This window comes from Mesorhizobium sp. M5C.F.Ca.IN.020.29.1.1, from assembly GCF_003997375.1.
GTDB lineage: Bacteria > Pseudomonadota > Alphaproteobacteria > Rhizobiales > Rhizobiaceae > Mesorhizobium > Mesorhizobium wenxiniae.
Genome location: NZ_RZSW01001045.1, coordinates 1 through 952, shown reverse-complemented (window position 1 = coordinate 952; position 952 = coordinate 1). Strand labels below are relative to the sequence as shown.

Here is a 952-nt window from a genome sequence, read left to right as displayed (position 1 = left end):
AGGGGGGCGAGCATGCCCGGTTACGCACGATCGTGGCGCCGGCCTTCAGCAACCGCAGGGTCAAGCTGCTCGCGCAGCAGATCGAGGCGATCGCCGGGCATTTGTTCGAGACGCTGGCGGCCCAGCCCCAGCCCGCCGACCTGCGGCGCCACCTCTCCTTTCCGCTCCCGGGCATGGTCATCAGCGCGCTGATGGGCGTGCTCTACGAGGATCACGCCTTTTTCGCCGGACTGTCCGACGAGGTGATGACGCACCAGCATGAAAGCGGCCCGCGCAGCGCGTCGCGCCTGGCCTGGGAAGAACTGCTCGCCTACATTCGCGACAAGATGCGGGACAAGCGCCAGGATCCGGGCGACAACCTGCTGACGGATCTGCTCGCGGCGGTCGACCAGGGCAACGCGATCGAGGAAGAGGCGATCGGCCTGGCGGCGGGCATGCTGGTGGCGGGGCACGAGAGCACCGTGGCGCAGATTGAATTCGGCATGTTGGCCATGTTCCGCCATCCGCAACAGCGCGAACGCCTGGTCGGCGATCCTTCCCTGGTGGACAAGGCGGTGGAGGAAATCCTGCGCATGTACCCGCCGGGCGCGGGCTGGGACGGCATCATGCGCTATCCGAGGACCGACGCATATTCCCGCGGAGAGCAAGGTGCTGGTCGGCCTGCCGGCGACGTCGTTCGATCCGCGCCATTTCGACGACCCGGAAATCTTCGACATCGGACGCGAGGAAAAGCCGCATCTGGCGTTCTCCTACGGGCCGCACTACTGCGTCGGCATGGCGCTGGCCAGGCTGGAACTCAAGGTGGTGTTCGGTTCGATCTTCGAGCGCTTTCCCGCGCTGCGCCTGGCCGTGGCGCCCGAAGAACTGAAGTTGCGCAAGGAGATCATCACTGGCGGGTTCGAGGAGTTCCCGGTGCTCTGGTGATGCGCGGACGCCGCCGGGAATCGCGATC

At 66.5% G+C, this 952-nt stretch carries 1 pseudogene; it reads left to right on the top strand.

Features of this window, described 5'->3' with window-relative positions:
* A pseudogene (locus EOA85_RS36080) lies at positions 1-924 on the top strand (cytochrome P450); the annotation flags it as partial.
* Positions 925-952: the final 28 nt, after the last annotated feature.